20 protein-coding genes and 1 other RNA gene are annotated in these 21,669 nt (G+C 63.9%); 15 read left to right on the forward strand and 6 right to left on the reverse strand.

Annotated features, from left to right (window positions below):
- Nucleotide 1: 1 nt before the first annotated feature.
- The 6 genes from ppk2 (at nt 2) to FN835_RS06895 (ending at nt 5,823) form a co-directional block, all read left to right on the forward strand.
- A complete protein-coding gene (ppk2, locus tag FN835_RS06870; protein WP_142662465.1) occupies nt 2-907 on the forward strand; it encodes a polyphosphate kinase 2 in 906 nt (301 codons plus the stop codon).
- A gap of 3 nt (nt 908-910) precedes the next feature.
- Complete coding sequence (locus FN835_RS06875; protein ID WP_142662466.1) at nt 911-1,810, forward strand: TPM domain-containing protein; 900 nt, start codon at nt 911-913, stop codon at nt 1,808-1,810.
- Between the two features lie 128 nt (nt 1,811-1,938).
- Nucleotides 1,939-2,991, forward strand: a complete 1,053-nt coding sequence (locus FN835_RS06880; RefSeq protein WP_142662467.1) for an ABC transporter substrate-binding protein — start codon at nt 1,939-1,941, stop codon at nt 2,989-2,991.
- 177 nt (nt 2,992-3,168) lie between these two features.
- Nucleotides 3,169-3,523: a transfer-messenger RNA gene (gene ssrA / locus FN835_RS06885) on the forward strand.
- Nucleotides 3,524-3,590: 67 nt separating this feature from the next.
- A complete protein-coding gene (locus FN835_RS06890; protein WP_142662468.1) occupies nt 3,591-4,862 on the forward strand; it encodes a glutamate-5-semialdehyde dehydrogenase in 1,272 nt (423 codons plus the stop codon).
- Nucleotides 4,843-5,823 (forward strand): hypothetical protein, encoded by a 981-nt coding sequence (locus FN835_RS06895; protein ID WP_142662469.1) that lies wholly within the window; start codon nt 4,843-4,845, stop codon nt 5,821-5,823. Before FN835_RS06890 ends, FN835_RS06895 begins: the two co-directional genes overlap by 20 nt.
- On the opposite strand, the gene FN835_RS06900 is transcribed toward FN835_RS06895, so the two are convergent.
- Nucleotides 5,820-6,473: a histidine phosphotransferase family protein gene (locus FN835_RS06900; protein ID WP_142662470.1), complete on the reverse strand. Its 654-nt coding sequence runs from the start codon at nt 6,471-6,473 to the stop codon at nt 5,820-5,822. The two genes, FN835_RS06895 and FN835_RS06900, sit on opposite strands and share 4 nt — an antisense overlap.
- Before the next feature lie 43 nt (nt 6,474-6,516).
- On the opposite strand from FN835_RS06900, the gene FN835_RS06905 reads away from it, so the two are divergent.
- The 3 genes from FN835_RS06905 to olsA all read left to right on the forward strand — a co-directional run bounded on the left by FN835_RS06905 (nt 6,517) and on the right by olsA (nt 8,471).
- Nucleotides 6,517-6,693, forward strand: coding sequence for a DUF3553 domain-containing protein (locus FN835_RS06905; protein WP_142662471.1), 177 nt, complete (start codon nt 6,517-6,519; stop codon nt 6,691-6,693).
- A gap of 150 nt (nt 6,694-6,843) precedes the next feature.
- Entirely contained in the window at nt 6,844-7,626 is a 783-nt protein-coding gene (gene olsB, locus FN835_RS06910) for an L-ornithine N(alpha)-acyltransferase (protein WP_142662472.1), read from the forward strand.
- On the forward strand, nt 7,623-8,471 hold the full coding sequence (gene olsA / locus FN835_RS06915; RefSeq protein WP_142662473.1) for a lyso-ornithine lipid O-acyltransferase: 849 nt from the start codon (nt 7,623-7,625) through the stop codon (nt 8,469-8,471). Before olsB ends, olsA begins: the two co-directional genes overlap by 4 nt.
- Here the strand turns inward: olsA and FN835_RS06920 are convergent.
- The 4 genes from FN835_RS06920 to ubiE form a co-directional block, all read right to left on the reverse strand.
- Nucleotides 8,468-10,246 (reverse strand): SLC13 family permease, encoded by a 1,779-nt coding sequence (locus tag FN835_RS06920; protein ID WP_142662474.1) that lies wholly within the window; start codon nt 10,244-10,246, stop codon nt 8,468-8,470. The two genes, olsA and FN835_RS06920, sit on opposite strands and share 4 nt — an antisense overlap.
- A gap of 102 nt (nt 10,247-10,348) precedes the next feature.
- The gene (locus FN835_RS06925) at nt 10,349-11,167 is read right to left on the reverse strand and encodes a TIGR00282 family metallophosphoesterase (protein WP_142662475.1); all 819 of its coding nucleotides are present in this window, start codon (nt 11,165-11,167) and stop codon (nt 10,349-10,351) included.
- Between the two features lie 51 nt (nt 11,168-11,218).
- Nucleotides 11,219-12,754 (reverse strand): 2-polyprenylphenol 6-hydroxylase, encoded by a 1,536-nt coding sequence (gene ubiB / locus FN835_RS06930; protein ID WP_142662476.1) that lies wholly within the window; start codon nt 12,752-12,754, stop codon nt 11,219-11,221.
- On the reverse strand, nt 12,754-13,506 hold the full coding sequence (gene ubiE / locus FN835_RS06935) for a bifunctional demethylmenaquinone methyltransferase/2-methoxy-6-polyprenyl-1,4-benzoquinol methylase UbiE (RefSeq protein ID WP_142662477.1): 753 nt from the start codon (nt 13,504-13,506) through the stop codon (nt 12,754-12,756). Before ubiE ends, ubiB begins: the two co-directional genes overlap by 1 nt.
- Before the next feature lie 76 nt (nt 13,507-13,582).
- Between ubiE and mutM the strand changes: the two genes are divergently transcribed.
- The 6 genes from mutM (at nt 13,583) to recF (ending at nt 19,868) form a co-directional block, all read left to right on the forward strand.
- Nucleotides 13,583-14,428, forward strand: a complete 846-nt coding sequence (mutM, locus tag FN835_RS06940) for a bifunctional DNA-formamidopyrimidine glycosylase/DNA-(apurinic or apyrimidinic site) lyase (RefSeq protein WP_142662478.1) — start codon at nt 13,583-13,585, stop codon at nt 14,426-14,428.
- A 72-nt stretch (nt 14,429-14,500) separates the two neighbouring features.
- Nucleotides 14,501-15,277 (forward strand): enoyl-CoA hydratase, encoded by a 777-nt coding sequence (locus FN835_RS06945; protein WP_142662479.1) that lies wholly within the window; start codon nt 14,501-14,503, stop codon nt 15,275-15,277.
- A gap of 149 nt (nt 15,278-15,426) precedes the next feature.
- Nucleotides 15,427-15,696, forward strand: coding sequence for a 30S ribosomal protein S20 (gene rpsT, locus FN835_RS06950; protein ID WP_142662480.1), 270 nt, complete (start codon nt 15,427-15,429; stop codon nt 15,694-15,696).
- 525 nt (nt 15,697-16,221) lie between these two features.
- The gene (dnaA, locus tag FN835_RS06955) at nt 16,222-17,577 is read left to right on the forward strand and encodes a chromosomal replication initiator protein DnaA (protein ID WP_142662558.1); all 1,356 of its coding nucleotides are present in this window, start codon (nt 16,222-16,224) and stop codon (nt 17,575-17,577) included.
- A 102-nt stretch (nt 17,578-17,679) separates the two neighbouring features.
- The gene (gene dnaN / locus FN835_RS06960) at nt 17,680-18,798 is read left to right on the forward strand and encodes a DNA polymerase III subunit beta (protein ID WP_142662481.1); all 1,119 of its coding nucleotides are present in this window, start codon (nt 17,680-17,682) and stop codon (nt 18,796-18,798) included.
- The gene (recF, locus tag FN835_RS06965; RefSeq protein ID WP_142662482.1) at nt 18,795-19,868 is read left to right on the forward strand and encodes a DNA replication/repair protein RecF; all 1,074 of its coding nucleotides are present in this window, start codon (nt 18,795-18,797) and stop codon (nt 19,866-19,868) included. Before dnaN ends, recF begins: the two co-directional genes overlap by 4 nt.
- Here the strand turns inward: recF and FN835_RS06970 are convergent.
- The gene (locus FN835_RS06970) at nt 19,851-21,632 is read right to left on the reverse strand and encodes an adenine deaminase (RefSeq protein ID WP_142662483.1); all 1,782 of its coding nucleotides are present in this window, start codon (nt 21,630-21,632) and stop codon (nt 19,851-19,853) included. The two genes, recF and FN835_RS06970, sit on opposite strands and share 18 nt — an antisense overlap.
- Between the last annotated feature and the right edge of the window lie 37 nt (nt 21,633-21,669).

Below are 21,669 nucleotides of genomic sequence, written 5' to 3' on the forward strand. Positions count from 1 at the left end.
CATGGGCAAGGACGACAAGGCACTGACGGAGCATCACCCCGACCTGCCCTATGTCGGCGCGATCACGCGGTTTTTCGAACATGACGCGCCCGATGATCTCCGCAAGGCGGTCAAGGGGGCCGATGGCAAGAAGATCCTGAACCCGGATTATCCATACCCCGAGGAGATGAAGGGCAAGGAATACGACGCGCATATGGAGGCGTTGCAACTGCAACTGGTGCGCCTGATGCGCGACGTGATCCATACCGGCAAGCGCATCGTGGTCCTGTTCGAAGGCCGCGACGCAGCCGGCAAGGGCGGCACGATCGAGCGGGTGCGGGAAAACCTGAACCCGCGTTCGGCCTATATCGTGGCGCTGCCCAAGCCCAGCGAACGCGAAGCGGGGCAATGGTATTTCCAGCGCTATGCCGACTGGCTGCCCGGCGCGGGTGAAATCGCGCTGTTCGACCGCAGCTGGTATAACCGCGGCGTCGTCGAAAAGGTCTTCGGCTTTTCGACCGACGCGCAGCGCGAGACGTTCTTTCGCCAGCTTCCGCATTTCGAAAACATGCTGGTCGATGATGGCGTCACGCTGGTCAAGCTGTGGCTGAATGTCGGCCGGGCCGAACAGTTGCTGCGTTTCCTTGACCGCGAGGCAGACCCGCTGAAGCAGTGGAAGCTAAGTTCCATCGACGTGGACGGGCTGGCGAAGTGGGACGATTACAGCGATGCGATCCGCGACACGCTGGCGCGCAGCCATTCGGGCATCGCACCCTGGACGGTGATCCGCGCCGATGACAAACGCCGCGCGCGCATTGCCGCGATCCAGACCATCCTGCGAGCGGTGGATTTCGTGGGGCGCGACGATGCTGTCATTGGCACGCCCGATGCCAGGATCGTCGGCGGCCCCGACATTCTGGCGGGCTGATCCATGCGCCGTCTGCTGGCCCTGCTGGTGCTGACGCTGGGGCTGGCCGTGCAGGCCGTGGCGCAGGATCTGCCTGAATGGCGGTCCACCACGGTCAACGACTTCGCGGGCCTGCTGACCGCCGATGACGCCCGCGTGCTGGAACGCGCCTTGACCGATCTGCGCGATCAGACGGGCGTGCAGGGCACGGTCGTCACGCTGACCGACCGCGCGCGCTATGGCGGCACGGACGGGCTGGAGCCTTTCGCGACCCGGCTGTTCAACCACTGGGGCGTAGGGGACGCCGCGCGCAATGACGGCTTCATGCTGCTGGTGCTGTCAGCCAACCGCGAGGCGCGGATCGAACTGGGCCGCGGCTATTCGCCCGAAGCTGACATTCTGGCGCAGGACATCATGCGCGGCACGCTGCTGCCCGCCATGCGCAAGGATCAGGCATCGGCGGGCATCCGGCAAACGACCGATGACATCATCCGCCTGATCGCCCGCCCCGTCGCGGCGGGCAATCCCGTGACAGCCCGCGAATCGTCGCGCGACTGGACGGGGCTTGCAGCCTTTGCGGCCTTTGGTGCGATCCTTTTGGCCATCGCGCGCAAGGCGTGGCGCAGGCGGCGCTGCCCGCAATGCAACCGCAGCGGCGTCACCACCCAGCGCACGCCGGAACGCCAGCCCTTGCCGGACGGCGGACATATGGTCGCAGCCCAGCAGATCACGCGCCACTGTCCGCATTGCGGCTGGCAGGAAAGCCGCTCGGGCGCCCTGCCCCGCATCGCCTATTACGGCGCGGCGGGCGAACTTTTGCGGCAGGAACGCAACCGCGACTATCGCGGCCCCGGCCCGCACGGCGGCGGCGGAGGCTTTGGCGGCGGATCGTCGCGGGGCGGCGGCGCGTCGGGTCGCTGGTAGGCTGCGCCCTTTCACCGGGCAGTCACGACAGAACATGCACCTGAAATGCCTGCGAATGCTTGCGGGGGTGGCGCGCTGCCGTTAGCGTTCCGTGCATACCTGCCACCCGTTTATCCATAAGGTCCCAGATGAAACTTCTGCGCTCCTCTGCCATTGCCCTGGTATTCGGCTCGGCCTTTGCCGCGCCTGCCTTTGCAGCCGATCCCGAACTGACGGTCTTCGACTGGGCCGGGTTCGAGGAACCTTCCATCTTTCAGGGCTATGTCGAAAAATACGGCGACAGCCCGACCTACGCCTTTTACGGCGACGACGATGAGGCGTATCAAAAGCTCGCCTCGGGGTTCAAGGCGGACGTCGCGCATCCCTGTTCGCAGATGGTGTCGAAATACCGCGATGCCGGCCTGATCGAGCCGTGGGACGTGTCCAAGATCCCGGCATTCTCGACGATCGACCCGCGCTTCCTGGACTCGCCCATCTTCAAGGATGACAGCGGCGTCTGGTATATCCCGACCGATTGGGGCGCGACCGCCATCGCCTATAACAAGGACAACGTGCCCCCCGAGGACGTGGCCAGCCTGAACGTCTTTGTCGATCCGAAATATCAGGGCCGCACCAGCCTGCCCGATTCGGCGGATGATGTCTGGGCGCTGGCCTATCTGGCGACAGGCACCACCGACTGGACCAAGGTGACCGACGAACAGTTTACCGCCGCCGCAGAATGGCTGCGTCAGGCCCATCAGAACGTCGCAGCCTATTGGGCCGACCCGTCGGAACAGGCGCAACTGATGGCATCGGGCGCGGTGGATGTGGCATGGTCGTGGAATGACGGCGTCGTGCTGCTGGAAAACGACGGCTTCCCGGTGGGCTTTCAGCGCGCACCGACCGAGGGCTCATCGACCTTCTTCTGTGGGTTCATCAACCTGAAGAACGGTCCGGGCAGCGAAGAAAAAGCCTATGACTTCATCAACGCATGGCTGGCCCCGACGGCTGCGAAAGGTCTTTTGGACACCATCGGTTACGGCCACACCTCGACCGCTGCGATGGAAACCATCAAGGACGAACCCGCGGTGAAGGAAGGCCTGTCCGAGGTCAGCGCCCCGATCCTTGCCCAGACCCCGAACGACCCGCAGCAGCGCGAGCGTCAGCTGCAGGAATTCGAGAAGATCAAGGCCGGGTTCTGATCGCGGCATCTGTGGCGGGGCACGTTCAACGATGTTCCTGCCGCAAGCCCAGCAATTATTGGGGAACGCGATTGCGTTCCCCTTTTTCGTTCCGTTTCTTCTACTTGCGGTTGAAGAACTGCACTGAACGGGTCAAAACATGAACGCCGTGGGAACATGGTTAACCCATGTTCTGTCACCCTTGCGCCACCTCGGCACCACCCTTATATTCTGCCTGTTCGGGTTCGCCCGGACTATGGACATAAACGCGCATGTAATAAGCGGATCGGACCCGGGGGCGGTACCCGGCGACTCCACCAAAACTCCCTCGTTGGGGGCAAATGGGGTCGAAACAGGATCGACGAACGTCTAAAGATGTTTGCTTTGTCTCGGTGAGCTACCACCGATATCGGTGCAAATTGTACAGTTGCCAACGACAACCGTGCTCCGGTCGCTCTGGCTGCGTAAGCAGCTCGGGTAACCGAAACTTAAGTCCTGTCGCTTAGCCGCGGCAGGCGGGGTCGGCAGGAACCTGGCAACAGAATCCTGCGCTTTCCCTTTATCGCTGGTTTTCCGATGCGCCCGCGCCTATCTGTTTGCGCATGAAAGGGAACGATCACATGAAAGACCTGACCACCTCTGACGCCGATGCGCTGATTGCGGATCTGGGTGCCAAGGCGCGCGATGCCGCCGCCGTGCTGGCCCAGACCACGGCCGAGCGTAAGCATGCCGCCCTGATCGGTGCTGCCGACGCGATCCTGTCCACCAAGGACGAGATCCTGGACGCCAATGCCGAAGACATGCATTTCGCCGAGGAGAAAGGTCTTTCGCCATCCATGCTGGACCGGCTCAAGCTGGACACCGCCCGCATCCGCGCCATGGCCGAAGGGCTGCGTTCGGTTGCCGCGCAGGAAGATCCGGTGGGCAAGGTTCTGACCGAATGGGATCGCCCCAACGGGCTGCATATCCAGCGGGTCGCCACGCCCCTTGGCGTGATCGGCGTGATCTATGAAAGCCGTCCCAATGTGACCGCGGATGCCGCAGCCCTGGCGCTGAAATCGGGCAATGCGGTCATCCTGCGCGGCGGTTCGGAAAGCCTGAACAGTTCGGGCGCAATCCACCGCGCGCTGGCCACCGGGCTGCGTCAGGCGGCCTTGCCCGAAGCCGCGATCCAGCTTGTCCCCACCCGCGACCGCGAGGCGGTGGCGGCCATGCTGCGTGCCCAGGGGCTGATCGACGTGATCGTGCCGCGCGGCGGCAAGGGTCTGGTCGGACTGGTCCAGAAGGAAGCCCGTGTCCCTGTCTTTGCGCATCTGGAAGGCATCTGCCACGTCTATGCCGACCGCGATGCCGATCTGGAAAAGGCGCGGCGTGTCGTGCTGAACGCCAAGACGCGGCGCACCGGCATCTGCGGTGCGGCGGAATGTCTGCTGATCGACTGGCAGTTCTACACCAAGCATGGCGACGTGCTGCTGCGCGATCTGCTGGATGCCGGGGTCGAGGTGCGCGCCGATGGCGAGTTGGCCAAGACCGCCGGCACGATCAAGGCCGACCCCTCTGATTTCGGGCAGGAGTTTCTGGACAAGATCATCGCCGTCAAACTGGTCGATGGTGTGGACGAAGCGATGGCCCATATCCGCCGCTATGGCTCGGGGCATACGGAATCCATCCTGACTGAAAATGATGCGACTGCCGAACGCTTCTTCAAGGGTCTGGACAGCGCGATCCTGATGCGCAACGCCTCGACCCAGTTCGCGGATGGCGGCGAATTCGGCATGGGTGCGGAAATCGGCATCGCCACGGGCAAGATGCACGCGCGCGGCCCCGTGGGCGCCGAGCAGCTGACCAGCTTCAAATATCTGGTCACCGGCGATGGCACGATCCGCGACTGATACGGCACCGCCGGGTCCGACCGCAAGGCAGGCCCGGCGTCTGCACGAAGACGGCAACCACCGGGTCACGCTGTTCGCGGCGCCCGGTGGCAGCGACCGCGCCGTGGTCTGCTTCGAGGCCGGGCGCGACGTGATGAACGGCTATGAGCCCACGACCTGCCCGCGCTTTGCCGAACGGCTGGGGATCGACGCGCTGACCGTGCAGACCGCGCGGCGTGACTGGTTCCTGTCCGATACCAGCGACGCCCTTGCGGCGGCGCTGGATGCGGCAACAGTGGGCTATGCGGATGTCTGCGCCACAGGCTTTTCGATGGGCGGCTATGGTGCGTTGCTTTATTCCCGCGCTGCGCATCTGCGCCGCGTTCTGGCGGTGTCGCCGCAATATTCGATCGACCCGGCAATCGCGCCCTACGACCCCGGCAGACACGAGAAATTCGCGCGCATCGGCCGCGACATGCCCTTGCCCGAAGCGCGGGGGGACACCGCGCTGCGTGGCGTCGTGATCTACGATCCCACGATCCCGGCCGACCGCGCCCATGTCCAGCGCATCAGGGCGGCGTTTCCGCACCTGAAAGCGGTGGCCCTGCCCCATGGCGGCCACCCCGCGACGGGCGTGGTTGCCGAGGCCGGGGGCATCGGCACCATATCGACGATGCTGGTGCAGCGACGGCTGGACGCGGGCCGTATCCGGCGGATGCACCGGGCGGCGCGGCACGCATCGCCCCGCTATCGGCTTAGCCTTGCCAGTGCCGCAGCAGCGCATCATGCGCCGCGCGCGGTGGTTATCCTGCAGGAACTGGCACGCGATGCCGTGCCAAAGCTGCGGCTAGAAGCCTGTCTGGCGCTGCTGACCCTGGACCCGGACGCCGGGACCGCCGCCCTATCACGCCTGCTTGATGATGTGCCCGACGCCCCGCCGTCATGGGCCAAGCGCATCGCCCGAGCCGTCGCGCGCAATTAAAACGAAATTTCTCCGCCGGTTTCGTCCAGTTCCCAATGCAGCTTGCGCTGCGCCTTTGCGGCGAAGCCTGCCAATAGCGGGAAATGCACTTCGGACGGCGCTGGTTCTGGTCGCTCGCCCGGACCGGCATCCAGCCAGGACCACAAGGCTGTGTCAGGCTTGATCCGGCTGGCGGTGGCGACCAGTCGCCAGCCCACGGCCCCCCGACAGACCAGAACGCTGCATCCCCATGGCATCGCGGTGTCCAGACACATCGCCGCCAGCAGGATCATGCGCGCCTCGGACCGGGGCAGATCGCCCTCGGCCTCAAGGCGGATGCGCAGGCGTCCGGCTTTTTCCATATCACCCAGCAAGGCGGCCAGTTCATTCGGCCCAAGCCGCTGACCCTCGGCTGCCGCACCAAAGGCCACGCGGAACCACCGGATACGGGCACGCGCCGCCTCGACGCTTTCTGCGATCAGCTGCAGTTCCGGGCTTTTGCCGATGCCGGGGAATTCGCCCGACATCTGCAACAGTTCCAATCCGTTTCCAATTGCGCCAAGCGGTGACACAAGATCGTGGCACAGGCGCGAACTGACCATCGCCGCCAGCTTGTCGGCATCGATCAGGTCTGCGGCGGGCGAGTTGCGGTAGAAAGTCAGATCGTCCATGAATGAGTTAGCCTAAAAGAATTGCCGCAGAAGGGCGAATAAGATGAATGAAATCCTTGAGCCCGGAATGATCGTGCGCCACCCCGGCGCGCCTGAATGGGGCACGGGTCAGGTTCAGTCCCGCATCGGAGATCGTATCACGGTCAATTTCGCAAATGCGGGCAAGCAGGTCGTGGACGGGCGCCACGTCAGCCTTGAGCTTGTCACGAGCAACTCCTGAAGCAGACAATTGAAGTTTATTGCAACTTTTGGCTGAGTCAATTCTACAGATGCGCGCAAAGCCCTGCCAAAGGGTCGCGCATGTTGCATTGTGTCGCTGGCCCGCCTACACGGTTGCGAACCATAACCCAATCAGGTGCCTTGCCTTAAGATGACGCCCGAAAGTTCGTATTTCGAAACGCGGCTGGCCACGGATCAGGCGGACCTGATGGCAGCGCAGCGCCTGCGCTACAGGGTCTTTGTCGAAGAACTGGGCGGCGACGGTCCACTTGTCGATCACGAGCTGCGGCTGGAACGCGACGAATTCGACGCCGTGGTCGATCATCTGGTGCTGGTGGATAACCGCCGCAGCAAGGCTGATCTGGATCATGTCGTCGGCGTCTATCGCCTGCTGCCCGGCGCGCGCGCCGCCGGGTTCGGGCGCTTTTATTGCGACAGCGAATATGATCTGGACCCGCTGCGCCGATCGGGCCGTTCGCTGCTGGAACTGGGCCGGTCCTGCATGGACAGGGACTTCCGCGGTGGTCCGGGGATGTTCCTGCTGTGGAACGCCTTGGCCGAATATGTGCTTGCACGGGAAATCCAGATCCTGTTCGGCGTCGCGTCCTTTCACGGCACGGATGTCGCACCGCTGGCGCAATCGCTGGCATGGCTGCATCACAACCATCTGGCACCCGAAACCATCCGCCCCAAGGCCCATGCGACAGGCTTTCAGGACATGGACCTGATCCCCGCCGACCAGCTTGACCGGCGCGAGGCGATGGTGGCCATGCCTCCGCTGATCAAGGCCTATCTGCGGATCGGCGGCAGCATCGGCGAAGGCGCATATCTGGACCGCGAATTCAACACGACCGACGTGTTCCTGATGGTGGATACCGCCGCAATGTCGCAAAAGCACCGCAATTTCTACGAAACCCGTCGGCAGGGCCAATGAGCGAGGCATCGGTCGAGGCCGAGGCCGGGTATCGAGGTGCCTGGCGCAGCGATGTGCCGCCGCCGCCCTTGCCGCGTCCCGGCCCGCTGGGCTGGTTTCTGATCGCGACGCGCGGGTTTGGCATCGTCTCGGTCCTGCTGCTGGGCGTCATCCTGATCCTGCCGCTGCGCTGGGTGGAACGGCTGTTCACCGGCCCGCGCCGCCCGCTGACCGGACCTTGGGTGCAGGGTGTGTGCCGGCTGTGCCTGTGGATCATGGGCCTGTGCTGCCACCGCGAAGGCCAGCCGATGCACGGGCCCGGTGCAGTGGTCGCAAACCATTCAAGCTGGCTGGACATCCTTGTGCTGAATGCTGCGATGCCGGTGTTCTTCGTCTCGAAATCCGAGGTGGCTGGCTGGCCGGGCATCAATATCCTGACCCGCGTCACCAACACGCATTTCGTCACCCGCGACCCCAAGCTGGCCCGCCAGCAGGCACTGGAATTTGCCAGCCGCACCCGCGCTGGACACCGCCTGCTGTTCTTTCCCGAAGGCACCAGCACCGATGGCCGCCGCGTCCTGCCCTTCAAGCCTACGCTGTTTCAGGGCTTCATGGACCCCGCTTTGCCCCAAGACCTTGCCATCCAACCGATGAGCGCGGTCTATCACGCCCCTGCGGGCGAAGATCCGCGCTTCTATGGCTGGTTCGGCGATATGGGGCTTGGGCCGCATCTGCTGGCCGTGCTGTCACGCCGCCGTCAGGGCAGCGTGACGGTGCATCTGCATCCCCCGATCCAGGTCGCCGGTGAAACGCGCAAGACGCTTGCGGCCAAGGCCGAAGCTGCCGTGCGCGCCAGTTTCGCCTAAAGCGGCCAGAACAGCGGGATCGTCAGGCAGGCCACGATGCCGCAGATGATGTCCAGCGGCACGCCAACCTTCACGAAATCCGAGAATTTGTAGCCGCCCGGACCATAGACCATCATGTGGGTCTGATAGCCGATGGGCGTGGCAAACGCGACCGTCGCCGAGAACATGACCGCCACCACATAGGCGCGCGGATCATGGCCCAGCGACTTGGCCAGCGCGATGGCGATGGGTGTCAGCAGGACGGCCACGGCGTTGTTCGACAGCACCTCGGTCATGATCAGACCCAGGAAATAGATGGCGATCAGCGTGAAGAAGGGCGGCAGACCTTTCAGCCAGGGTGCCACATTGTCCACAATCAGATTGACCGTGCCGGTATATTCCAGCGCCTCACCCACGGCGAGCATGGCAAAGATCATCGCCAGCAGGCGACCGTCCACAAAGGAAAACGCCTCTTCGGCATCGACGCAGCGGGTGATCAGGACCACCGCAGCAGCCATGAAGGCCAGCGCCTGAATCGGTGCCACGTCGAATGCGGCCAGCGTCACCACCGACAGCAGACAGGCGATTGCGATCGGCGCCTTGCCACGACGATAGGGCCGCGCGGCGGGGCGCGACACGTCCAGCAGCTCCATGTCGGCGGCAAGGCGGGCGATGTCTTCGGGCGCGCCTTCCAGCAAAAGCGTATCGCCGACGCGCACCACCAGATCGTCAAGCTGCCGCCCGATATTCTGGCTGCGGCGATGGGCGGCCAGCACGTAGACGCCGTAACGGCGGCGCAGACGCATATCGCCCAGACGCCGCCCGACCAGACGCGCACCGGGCGAGATCAGCACCTCAACCGTTTCCGTCGCGACCGAGGAAAGCTTATCGACCATCTGCAGGTTCTTGTTGCCCTGCATCTCCAGCAGGTCGGCCATTTCCGAACGCAGCACCACCCGGTCGCCCGGTTCCAGCACCACCTCGGACAGGTTGCGGCGCAGCGATGCGTCGCCCCGCAGCACGTCGATCAGCCGAACCGCCTCGCGCTTGAACATCGCGATCTCGGTCACGTTCTGGCCGACAAGGCTGCTATCTTCGGGGATGGCGACCTCGGTGAAATATTTCATCTCGCGCCGCTGACCCAGAAACCCGGCAAGCGAGGTGCGGTCCGGCAACAGCTTTTTGCCCAGCACCGCGAAATAGGCGATACCCGCCAACGTGATCGCGATCCCGACGGGCGCGATCTCGAAAATGGTGAAAGGCTCCATGCCCTGTTCACGCGCCACACCATCGACCAGCAGGTTGGTCGAGGTGCCGATCAGCGTGATCATGCCGCCCAAGATGGTGAAATAGCTCAGCGGCATCAGCAGCTTGGACGGCGACATGTTCAGGCGCAGTGCCAATTGGATGACGATGGGGATCATCACCGCCACAACCGGGGTATTGTTCATCACCGCCGATGCGACGATGACAAATGCAAACAGGCCGCAGACGGTGAAAAGCGGTCTGGTATCAGCCCGCGCAGTCACGATGCGCGACATCAGTTCCAGCGCGCCGGTGCGCAACAGGCCGCCCATGATCAGGAACATGAAGGCGATGGTCCAGGGGGCGGCGTTTGACAGCACGCTGCCCGCATCCTTGATGGGCAACAGCCCCAGCATCATCATCACCGCGGCAGAGCCGATCGCCACGACCTCGGGCGGATGCTTTTCGCGAATGAACTGGATGAAGGTGATGGTCACGATGACAAGCATCGCGATAGCCGCGTTATTTCCGGTCAGTTCGAATCCGAGCATGAAATTCCTGTCCCGAGGCGCCGCTGTAAATCACGGCTCACTTGATGGGAGATAGAATTATTTTCTGCCGGGCCGCAAGCGAAAGCAGGCTTCCTTCCACGATCAGGCGGAAAGATGCGTCTGACTTAGCTTGCCGCCTGCACGCACGGCTTCGATTGCGGTGGCCTTGCCTGTTCGGTCGTCAGTCGTGACGAGAACGCCCGCAAGCGTCGCTTCACCTTCGGCGGGGGTGAAGCGTTCGCTGGACATGCCGGTCAGGAATCGCCGCAGGGGTTCCGCCTTGTCCATGCCGATCACGCTGTCATAGTCGCCGCACATCCCGGCATCCGACTGATAGCCCGTGCCGCGCGGCAGGATCATCGTGTCGGCGGTGGGCACATGGGTATGGGTGCCGACGACAAGGCTGGCGCGCCCGTCGCACCAATGACCGATCGCCATTTTCTCACTGGTCGCCTCGGCGTGGATATCCACCACGGATGCCTGAACCAGCCCGCCCAGCGTATGGGTCCGCAAGACCACATCGATCGCAGAGAACGGATCGTCGAACGGGCGTTTCATGAAGACCTGCCCAAGGATCTGCGCCACCAGCACCTTGCGCCCGCGCGTCGCATCGAACACGCGCGCACCGCGACCCGGCGCGGCCTTGGAATAGTTCAGCGGCCGGATGATGCGCGGCTCACTGTCGATAAAGGACAGCATGTCTTTCTGGTCGAAAGCGTGATCGCCCAAGGTGATGCAATCGGCGCCCGCATCCAGCAGCAGCTTGGCGTGCCCCGCCGTCAGGCCCATGCCGCCAGAAGCGTTTTCGCCATTGACCACAGTGAAATCGACGCCAAGCCGCTGCTTCAGCGGGCCAAGCCCCTCGATGATGGCGCGACGGCCTGACCGGCCCATCACGTCCCCTAGATAAAGAATCCGCATGTCAGAAGCGTTATGACAAAGACATGACGCGCTCAAGAGGCAGGTGCGGACCTAGCCCAGCCATGCGCCGATCAGCGCCGATAAAAGCGCGACCCCGGCCCCAAGCGCGACGCCCGCACCAAAGCTGCGGCGGCGCGGGGTCACGACGACCTGTTCGGGTTCACGCAGCAGTTCCGGCATCCGCCGTTCAAGGAATTCGGGCAGCAGCGGGGCGAAACGCGCCAGCACCTGCGCCGAGCGGCCCAGATCGCGCACGGCAGCCTTGGGCCCCAGATTGTCGCGGATATAGCTTTCGACCACAGGGCGCGCGACTTCCCACATGTTGATCTGCGGGTCGATCGAACGCGCCACGCCTTCGACCACGACCATCGTGCGCTGCAGCAGGATCAATTCGGTCCGGGTCGCCATGCCGAAACGCTCGGTCACCTCGAACAGATAGGCCAGCAGGTTCGCCATGGAAATGCGGCTGGCATCGGCGCCGAAGATCGGTTCGCCGACCGCACGCAGCGCGCGGGCGAATTCGGCCATGTCGCGGTCGCGCGGGACATAGCCCGCCTCGAAATGGACCCGTGCCACGCGCATATAGTCGCGGCGGATAAAGCCCATCAGGATCTCGGCATAGACGCGACGGGTATATTCGTCGATTTCGCCCATGATACCGAAATCATAGATCACCACATCGCCGTCAGCCGCGACCTTCAGGTTCCCCTGATGCATGTCGGCGTGGAAAAATCCGTCGCGCAGCGCGTGTTGCAGAAAAAGCTGCAGCACACGCGCAGCAAGGCCCGGCATGTCATGTCCCGCCGCCTGCAATGCACCGACATCGCCCATGGCGACGCCTTCGGCCCAATCGGCGGTCAGCACGCGGCGCGCGCTGAGATGCCAATGCGGACGCGGAACGCGCATCCCTTCGTCGTTCTGGGTGTTTTCCGCGAATTCCGAAGCATTGGCCGCCTCGCGCCGCAGATCCAACTCGCCCGTGACGACGGATTCGAAGTGGCTGACCACATCGCGCGGCCGCAAGCGGCGCGTCGCGGGCGAGATGCGTTCGATCATCCCCGCCGCAAAGTGAAAGGCGTCGATGTCGCGCCGGAACCCCGACTGGACCGAAGGGCGCAGTACCTTGACCGCCACCTCGCGCCCGTTATCGGCACGTCGGGCACGATGGACCTGCGCGATAGAGGCGGCGGCTACAGGCTCGGAAAATTCGCTGAACAGCGCTTCGACCGGCTGGCCAAGATCTTCGGCGACGATACGGCGGGCATCGGCCTGCGAAAACGGCGGCAGGCGGTCCTGCAGCATCGATAGCTGCTGGGCCAGTTCCGGGCCGACCACATCGGGACGGGTCGAAAGGATCTGGCCGAACTTGATATAGGCCGGACCCAAGGCGGTGATCGCCCGCGTCACCGGAGGCAGGTCGGGATCGCCGTGATAGCCCAGCCACGCAAAGGGCCAGCCCAATATCCGTGCCGCAGCCCGGACGCGCGCGGGCGCATCGACTGCATCCAGCGCCACGGCCATCGCGCCGGTGCGTTCGAATGTCGCGCCGGTGCGGATCAGGCGCCAGATATTGTGCGGACCCCGCATCAGATCTTCCAGCCGGAATGCAGCGCCGCGATGCCCATGGACATGTTGCGATACTGCACGCGGCCAAAGCCCGCATGGCGGATCATGTCGGCAAAGGTCTTCTGGTCCGGGAAATTGCGGATGGATTCGACCAGATACTGATAGCTGTCGCGGTCATTGGCCACGACCTGCCCCATCGCCGGGATGACGTTGAAGCTGTAGCGGTCGTAAAGCCATTGCAGCATCGGCACGGGCATCTGGCTGAATTCCAACACCATCAACCGCCCGCCCGGCTTCAGCACGCGACGCGCCTCGGCCAGTGCATCGGGGATGCGGGTGACGTTGCGGATACCGAAGCTGATCGTGTAGCGGTCAAAGGATTCGTCGGCAAAAGGCAGCTTCATCGCGTCGCCCGTCACCCATGCAAGGCGGTCGGAAAGAAGCTCGGCCTCGGCGCGTTTGCGACCCTCGACCAGCATGGATTCCGTCATGTCGCAAACCGTGACCCGCGCGCCCGATGCGCGTTCCAAAAAGCGAAAGGCGATGTCGCCCGTCCCGCCCGCAACATCCAGCAGGTGCTGACCGTCGCGCGGGGCCAGCCAGTCCATCATCGCGGTCTTCCAGATGCGGTGGATGCCCACGCTCATCAGGTCGTTCATCACGTCATAGCGCGACGCCACGCGGGAAAAGACGCCATGGACCAATCCGGCCTTTTCTTCCTCGGCGACGGTGCGGAAGCCGAAATGGGTTTCTTTGCGCGGGTTGTCGGTCATCGAGCTTGTCCATTCTGCCTTTCGCGCCCAGATAGACCGGATGCGCGCCGCGCACCATGCGACGAATGGAAAATAAATGCCAGAACTGCCCGAGGTCGAAACCGTCCGCCGCGGATTGCTGCCCCATCTTGAAGGCCGCACCATCGCGCGGGCCGAGGCGCGTCGCCCTGATCTGCGCTGGCCCCTGCCCCCCGACCTGGTGCAGGTGGCGACGGGTGCGCGCGTCACCGGGCTGCGCCGCCGGTCGAAATACATCCTGATCGATCTGGAAAACCGCGGCAGCATCCTTTTGCATCTGGGCATGTCGGGCCGCATGGTCATCGAGGGCGAAAGTCAGGGCGATTTCCACCGCGACCCCGCGATCCTGCCGCGCCACGATCATGTCGTGTTCTGGACCGATCAGGGCACGCAGATCACGTTTAACGACGCCCGCCGATTCGGCATGGTCGATCTGGTGGCTCCTGACGCCACCCATCCGCTGCTGGGCCATCTGGGACCGGAACCGCTGTCGGATGACTTTACCCCCGCCGTGCTGGAACGTGCCTTTGCCGGGCGGCGGACGCCGATCAAATCGGCGCTGCTGGACCAGCGCATCGTCGCGGGTCTGGGCAATATCTACGTCTCCGAGGCGTTGCACCGCGCGGGCATAGATCCGCGCCGCCTGACCGGGGCCGTGACGACCGCCGAACTGCCGCCGTTGGTCGGCCATATCCGCGACGTGCTGGCCGAAGCCATCGCGGCGGGCGGATCGTCCCTGCGCGATCACCGGCAGGCCACGGGCGAATTGGGCTATTTCCAGCACGCTTTCCGCGTCTATGACCGCGAAGGCCAGCCCTGCCCCACGCCCGGCTGCAGTGGAACGATCGGTCGCATCGTGCAGTCCGGCCGCTCCAGCTATTTCTGCCCTGAATGCCAGGCCTGACCGGGTGCTGGCCTAAAGCCCGGCCTTTTGCTACGAGTCCGGGCAACTGACCCATGCGAAAGGCTAGGTTTCATGGCTTACCAGACCATCACCATCGAGATCGAGGACTATGTTGCGCTGATCCGGCTGAACCGCCCGGAGGCGCTGAACGCATTGAACTCGCAACTGATGGGCGAGCTGGCGGATGCTCTGACCGAGGCGGACCGCAACGAAAAGGTGCGCTGCATCGTCCTGACCGGCAGTGAAAAGGCCTTTGCCGCCGGTGCCGACATCAAGGAGATGGCCGAGAAAACCTTTGTCGAGGTCTATAACGACAATATCTTCGGCGCCGAAATCGACCGCATCACCGCGACCCGCAAACCGATCATCGCCGCCGTTTCCGGCTACGCGCTGGGGGGCGGATGCGAATTGGCGATGGCCTGCGATTTCATCATCTGCTCGGACAACGCGAAATTCGGCCAGCCCGAGATCAATCTGGGGGTCATCGCGGGCATCGGCGGCACGCAGCGTCTGACGCGATTCGTGGGCAAGTCCAAGTCGATGGACATGCACCTGACGGGCCGTTTCATGGACGCCGCCGAGGCCGAGCGCTCTGGTCTTGTCAGCCGGGTCGTGCCTGCCGCCAAGCTGATCCCCGAAGTGCTGACGGTCGCCAAGAAGATCGCCGAGAAATCCCAGATCGCCGCCATTGCCGCCAAAGAGGCCGTGAACCGCGCCTATGAAACGACGCTGAACGAAGGCATCCTGTTCGAACGCCGCAGCTTTCAGGCATTGTTCGCGACCGACGATCAGAAGGAAGGCATGGCCGCATTCCTTGAAAAACGCGAGGCGCAGTTCCGCGACCGCTGATTTTCGCTTGGCAATCGGGTGCGGCGCCTGTATAGGGCCAGCCTTACATGCGCGTGGGCCCGCTTAAGGCAAGATTCGAAACCATCCGGCGACGGACGGGGACGTCGGGGTTTGCGTGAACCTGATCTATAACGAAAGATAACGCACCCATGGCAAATACGCCCCAGTCCAAAAAGCGCGCCCGCCAGATCGAGCGCGTCACCGCCGTCAACAAGGCACGCCGTTCGCGCATCCGCACCTATCTGCGCAAAGTCGAAGAAGCACTTGCTTCGGGCGACGCGACTGCAGCCGCAGAAGCGCTGAAAAGCGCCCAGCCGGAACTGATGCGCGGCGTGACCAAGGGCGTCGTTCACAAGAACACCGCGTCGCGCAAGATTTCGCGTCTGGCATCGCGTGTTAAGGCTCTGGCGACCGCCTGATCCGCTGCGTCTTTTGCGCAACTAACAGTAGAATTCAAAAAGGGCACGCTCGTTTCGGGCGTGCCCTTTAACTTCGGACGAAAAGCGGCATTTGCGGGCAAAATGCTGGAAAGACACGGTTTTCGCTGTGGTGCAGCATCAATGCTGCATCCTGAGATTCGAGCGGGCAAAGTAACTGTCAAGCACGAAGATCGGTTGTCGGCGGAGCGTGCTTCTTGCTAGCTTCGATCCTGCGATTCACTTCGCACCTGGGGGACAATCCCGCTGCACCGGCTCTGCCGCCGGAACGCGGGAAGGCAGCCTGATCGGGGGACGATCAGCTACCAATGGATTTGCGGAACCGGCTGCCACCGGGTCTGTGATTCATGTCTGGACGTTGGGCCACAAGATGGCATGTCACGCTGCTTTTGCGGCGGACGGTCTTTGTATCCTATCGACCTGTCCATCCGGGCGCCGAATGCCGAATCAAAAGCACGCCGGGCAAAACGCGGCGGGGATATGGGCAACGGAACGGACATGGGCGAAATGGACAATATCTGGGGGCAGGCACGTGAGGAACTTCAAAAGATCGTCGGGGCGGACAGCTTCACGACCTGGATCGAGCCGCTGAAGCTGACCGAGGTTGACGAAGGCACTGCCTTTATCGCCAGCCCCACCCGCTTTCTGTCCGACTGGGTTTCGCGCCACTACAGCGATGAAATCCTGAAGGTGCTGGACCGCCTTGGTGCGCCCGTCCATCGCCTGAGCTTCGAGACGCGCAGCCAGCCCAGCCGCCCAGCCCAGGCCGCCGCCCCCGAAGAACCGCGCCGTGCCGCCCCGCGCGCCGCCGCTGCCGAGGAGGAACTGGCAGCGCCGCTGGATCAGCGTTTCACCTTTGACAACTTTGTCGTGGGCAAGCCCAACGAACTGGCCCATGCCGCCGCGCGCCGCGTGGCCGAAGGTGGGCCGGTGACCTTCAACCCGCTGTTCCTTTACGGTGGCGTGGGTCTGGGCAAAACGCACCTGATGCACGCCATCGCCCGCGAAACGCAGCTGCGTCAGCCCGATGCCCGCGTGCTGTATCTGTCGGCCGAACAGTTCATGTATCGCTTTGTTCAGGCGCTGCGCGACCGCACCGTCATGGATTTCAAGGAACTGTTCCGCACCGTGTCCGTGCTGATGGTTGATGACGTGCAGTTCATCGCGGGCAAGGATTCAACGCAGGAAGAATTCTTCCACACGTTCAACACGTTGGTCGATCAGGGCAAGCAGATCGTCATTTCCGCCGATCGCGCGCCGGGCGAGATCAAGGACATGGAGGAACGTATCAAGTCGCGCCTGCAATGCGGCCTGGTCGTCGATCTGCACCCGACCGATTACGAACTGCGTCTGGGCATCCTGCAATCCAAGACCGATTCCTTCCGCGTGCAATATCCGGGCCTGCAACTTGCGCCGGGCGTGCTGGAATTTCTGGCGCATCGCATCACCTCGAACGTGCGCGTGCTGGAAGGCGCGCTGCAGCGCTTGTTCGCATTCGCCAGCCTGATGGGCCGGGAAATCACGCTGGACATGACGCAGGAATGTCTGGCCGACATCCTGCGCGCCAATGACCGCAAAGTCTCGATCGAGGAAATCCAGCGCAAGGTCGCGGAACATTACAACGTGCGCCTGTCGGACCTGATCGGCCCAAAGCGCGTGCGCACCGTCGCCCGCCCCCGCCAGATCGCGATGTATCTGGCTAAGCAGATGACCTCTAGGTCGCTGCCGGAAATCGGGCGGCGTTTCGGCGGGCGCGATCACACCACGATTATGCACGGCGTCAAGAAAATCGAGGAGCTGCGCAGCGCCGATCGCAGCCTTGCCGAAGACATCGACCTGCTACGTCGTCTTCTGGAAGCCTGAGCCTCCTTGATCCTTGACCCGACGGGCAAATCTGCCACATTGCCCGTCAACCGCGCGGGCGATATTCTGGCCAGCCGCGCGACAGAGACATAAGGACCGACCATGAAATTCGCGATCGAACGTGCCGATCTGGTGAAGGCAGTTTCTCAGGCCCAGTCCGTTGTCGAGCGGCGCAACACCATCCCGATCCTCGCGAACGTCCTGATCGAAGCGACGGCGGATGGGGTCAGCTTCCGCGCCACCGATCTGGATACGGAAATCGTCTATCGCACGACCGCCCAGATCCAGCAGCCCGGCGCGACCACGGTGTCGGCCAGCATGCTTAACGACATTTCGCGCAAATTGCCCGATGGGGCGCTGGTGCAACTGACACTGGACGCCGCCTCGCAACGGCTGACCGTGCAGGCAGGGCGTTCGAATTTCAGCCTTGCGACGCTGCCGCGCGAGGATTTTCCGGTCATGTCCTCGTCCGAATATTCGGCGAATTTTGCGGCCCCCGCCTCGATCTTGCGCCGGCTTTACGACAAGTCGAAATTCGCCATCTCGAACGAAGAGACGCGCTATTACCTGAACGGCGTCTATATGCATGTGGCGCAGGGCGAAGACGGTCCCGCGCTGCGCTGCGTGGCGACCGACGGCCACCGTCTGGCTCGGATCGACGCCGCCCTGCCCGATGGTGCCGCCGACATGCCGGGCGTCATCGTGCCGCGCAAGACCGTCACGGAATTGCGCAAGCTGCTGGATGATGACGATACCGAGATCGCGGTTTCCGTCAGCGAAACCAAGGTGCGTTTCGCGACGCCGACGATCACGCTGACCTCGAAGGTCATCGACGGGACGTTCCCCGATTACAGCCGCGTCATCCCTTCGGGCAATACCCGCAAGCTCGAGGTGGATGCAGGCGATTTCGCCAAGGCCGTGGACCGTGTAGCCACCGTCAGCAGCGAACGTTCCCGCGCCGTCAAGCTGGCCTTGGACGAAGACCGGCTGGTGCTGTCCGTCAACGCCCCTGATAGCGGCGCGGCAGATGAAGAACTGCCCGTGGCTTACGCAGATGAGCCGCTGGAAATCGGCTTCAACGCCAAATACCTGCATGAAATCGCGGGCCAGATCGACCGCGAGAATGCGGTCTTCCTGTTCAACGGATCGGGCGATGCGGCGCTGATCCGCGAGGGCGGCGATACCAGCGCCGTCTATGTCGTCATGCCGATGCGCGTGTGACGCTTCACAGCCTGCACCTGACCCAGTTTCGCAGCTGGTCACGTCTGGAAATCACGCTTGATCACCGCCCTGTCGCCATTCATGGGCCGAACGGGGCGGGCAAGACCAATATCCTTGAAGCCATTTCCATGCTGGCACCCGGTCGCGGAATGCGTGGGGCCATGCCCGCCGATCAGGCCCGCAAGGGGCCGGATGTCGGCTGGCAGATCCGTGCGCTGATCGGCGAACGGCAGGTCCAGACCCGCGCCCTGCCCGGTCTCGCGCGCGAGGTGACGGTCGATGACAAGGCCAGCACGCAGCTTGCGCTGGGGCGGCTGATGCGGGTGATCTGGCTGACACCCGCGATGGACCGCCTGTGGACCGACGCGCCCGAAACGCGCCGCCGCTTTCTGGACCGCGTGACGCTGAGCTTTACCCCCGCCCATGCCGAAGACGCGCTTGGCTATGAAAAGGCCATGCGCGAACGAAACCGCCTTCTGCGCGACGAGGTGCGGGACGCGGGCTGGTATCGGGCGCTGGAATTGCAGATGGCCGATATGGGCGCGGCGATCACCCGCAACCGTCTGGACGCGATTGCGCGAATCATGGCGGCGCAGGACGGGGCCGCGACCGCCTTTCCCGCAGCCCATTTGACCTTGCTGGCGGGCGAAGGCTGCGCAGATGATCCCGACCCTGAAAGCATTACCGCGCGGCTGGCCCAGACGCGAGACCGCGACATGGCCGCCGGTCGCACGCTGACCGGCCCGCATCGCGCCGATCTGGGCGCGCATTGGGGGCCGCAGGACATGCCCGCCGCGCTGTCTTCCACCGGAGAGCAGAAGGCGCTGCTTTTGTCGCTGATCCTGGCCAACGCCCGCGCACTGGCGGATGAGCGCCCGGTCCTGCTGCTGGACGAGGTGGCGGCGCATCTGGATGCCGACCGCCGGGCCGCGCTTTATGATGAAATCACCGGCCTGTCCGCCCAGACCTTCCTGACCGGGACCGGGCCGGAATTGTTCGAGACGCTGCAAACCCGCGCGCAATTCCTAAGCATCGCGCGCGATGGCGATACATCACGGATCGACGATTAGATCGACCAGTTCAAAACTGCGCACATCGACGATACCAAGGTCCGAGATGCGCAGCTCTGGGATGACCACCAACGCCAGCAGAACATGCTGCATTACCGCGTTGTTCAACTGGCAGCCGCAATTCTGCATCGCCTTGACGATGGCTTGGGCATCGCGCGCCACTTCCATTGCGGGTTGATCCGACATAAGGCCCGCGATGGGCAGGTGCACCGTCGCCAGTTCCACACCGTCGCGAAATACCGTGACGCCGCCCCCGATGTCACCCAGATGGTTCGCCGCCGCCGCCATGCTGGCCCGGTCCGTTCCGACCACGATCATATGGTGGCTGTCATGCGCCACGGTCGAGGCGACAGCGACCCGCCCCTGATAGCCGAAACCGGACACGAAGCCGTTGACCACGCCGCCCGTGCCACGATGCCGTTCGACCAGCGCGATGTGGCAGGTATCGCCCTGCGCCTGAATCACGCCGCCTGTGATGGGCAGTTCCGCCGTCAGCGCCTTGGTCGGAGCCTGATTTTCGACCACCCCGATCACGCGGACCTGCGCGCTCTGCCCCTGCGCCGCGACGGCGAAATCATCGGCCACCAGCGCCCGCCCCAGATGGACCGAGTTGCGCGCCGCATCGGGCCAGTCGATCCGAGGGCAATCGACCAGCAATTGCCCGGCTTCGGCGACGACCTGCCCCTGCGCCACGACCAGCTCGATCGGCAGGGTCGCAAGATCGCTGGTCAAGATCACATCGGCCCGCCGCCCCGGCGTGATGCTGCCCAATTCACGCTCCAGCCCGAAATGGCTGGCGGCGTTGATCGTGGCCATCTGGATCGCGACCAGCGGGTCGCAGCCGCAGTCGATGGCGTGGCGCACCACGCGGTCCATATGACCGTCATGGACCAGCGTGCCGGAATGACTGTCATCGGTGCACAGGATGAAGAAACGCGGGTCGAGCCCCTTTTCGGTGATCGCGGTGATCTGCGTCTGCACGTCATACCACGCGCTGCCCAGCCGCATCATGCAGCCCATGCCCTGACGGACGCGGGCGATACCCTGAGCCTCGGTCGTGGTTTCATGATCATCCGCCGCGCCGCCCGCGACATAGGCGTGGAAAGGCCGGCCCAGATCGGGGCTGGCATAATGTCCGCCGACCGTCTTGCCCGCGGCGCGGGTTGCGGCGATCTCGGCCAGCATCTGGCGGTCGCCTGCGGCCACGCCGGGAAAGTTCATCATCTCACCCAGACCGATGATGCCGTCCCAGCCCATGGCCTGAGCTACCTCGCCCTCGGTGATGGGCTGGCCGGTGGTTTCCAGACCGGGGGCCGAGGGTGCGCAGCTTGGCATCTGCGTGAACATGCTGATGGGTTGGATCAGCGACTCGTCCCGCATCAGCCGCACGCCTTCCAGCCCCATGACATTCGCAATCTCATGCGGGTCGTGGAAAATCGTCGTGGTGCCATGCGGGATGACGGCGGCGGCGAAACCGGCGGGCGTCAGCATCCCCGATTCCACGTGCATATGCGCGTCGATCAGTCCCGGCACCATGAAGCGTCCCTGCGCGTCGATCACCTGCGTCTCCGGCCCGATCGCGGAGCCTGCATCGGGGCCGACATAGGCGATGCGGCCACAGGCCACCGCCACATCCGTCGCAGGGATGGTTTCGCGGGTATGGACATTGACCCAGACGCCGCCCCGGATCACCAGATCGGCGGGCGCGCGGCCTGCCGCGATCTCTACCAGTCTTGCCTGTGCCTCGATCCAGGGTTTCAACATGGCTGTCTCCTTGTCCATTCCGCCCAATTTGCGGCAG

The organism is Paracoccus laeviglucosivorans (assembly GCF_900182695.1).
GTDB classification, from domain to species: domain Bacteria; phylum Pseudomonadota; class Alphaproteobacteria; order Rhodobacterales; family Rhodobacteraceae; genus Paracoccus; species Paracoccus laeviglucosivorans.